We start from the raw sequence: 983 nt of genomic DNA on the forward strand, positions 1-983 counted from the left end.
CCATCGGCGTCGTAGGTTTCGACGAAGATGCCTTCGGGGAGGTCTGTGCCTTCGCGGTAGGTGACGGAGCCTGTGACGCTGCTGCCCGGTTCGAGGCCGTTCACCAGTAGTGCGATGCCGGCATCTTGATCGCCCAGTGCATCAAGCACGTTCTGCGGCACGAAGATGTCGCCGTTCGCATCCGGGGTCAGGCCGCCGTACAGAACCAGCCCGCCAGAGAACAGGTTGCCACCCGTGGCACTGGCAAAGGCATCGGCATCGCCCAGCGGGTTGACGACCAGAGTATAGCCCACCGTCTGTCCCGAGGCCGGGGTTGCACTTTCGATATGGAACGCCTCGACGCGGCCATCCAGGCTCGACAGGATGGCCTGGGAGGCACCCGGCACCGGCGACGGCCCTGACGCCGCCGTGACATCCACTTCGGTGAGCGGATTGTCCGACGTATAGGTTGCCGTCTGCGTGCTCGTGATAAACAGGTCGAACGGAGCGGACGGGTTCGAGACGATCAGCGTGAAGCGATCATCATAACCAAACTGGTCGAAGAAGCCTTCGCCAAGGCTGATCACCCCGTCGACGACATCGAGCGTGATCGTAATCGGGCTGCCGTTGGCGGCAAAGCCCCGCAACTGGAACGTCGCGTCCGTATTCCCGACGAAGATCTCGCTGGGGCGACCCACGATGCTGACCGTTTGCAGCGGTGGGTTACCCAACGTCATGAACTCGCCGTAGGTTTCCAGTTCCACCTCGTAGCTCAGCGCATAGCCGCCGTTGTCGAGCGCAGTGAGATCGAACCCTTCCACGCCGTCGGCGTTCGTCAGCTGGTCCGACAGCGTCAGTGTCACCACTCCGCCGTCCTTGCTGCCGTCGGCCAGATAGCGCTGGATCGCCAGCGTGTCGCCGTCGCCATCCGCGTTGCTGTCCGCCAGCCAGTGCACCGCAAAACCGCCGCCCGGTAGCGATGACACTTCAACCGTCCCGTCGTC

General features: G+C 63.4%; 1 protein-coding gene. It reads right to left on the reverse strand.

The features are described 5' to 3' along the window. Positions 1–965 (reverse strand): hypothetical protein (locus A7A77_RS18230; protein ID WP_172799943.1); only part of this gene is annotated, 965 nt, incomplete at its 3' end. Positions 966–983: the final 18 nt, after the last annotated feature.

The organism is Croceicoccus bisphenolivorans, from assembly GCF_001634625.1.
Taxonomy (GTDB): Bacteria; Pseudomonadota; Alphaproteobacteria; order Sphingomonadales; family Sphingomonadaceae; genus Croceicoccus; species Croceicoccus bisphenolivorans.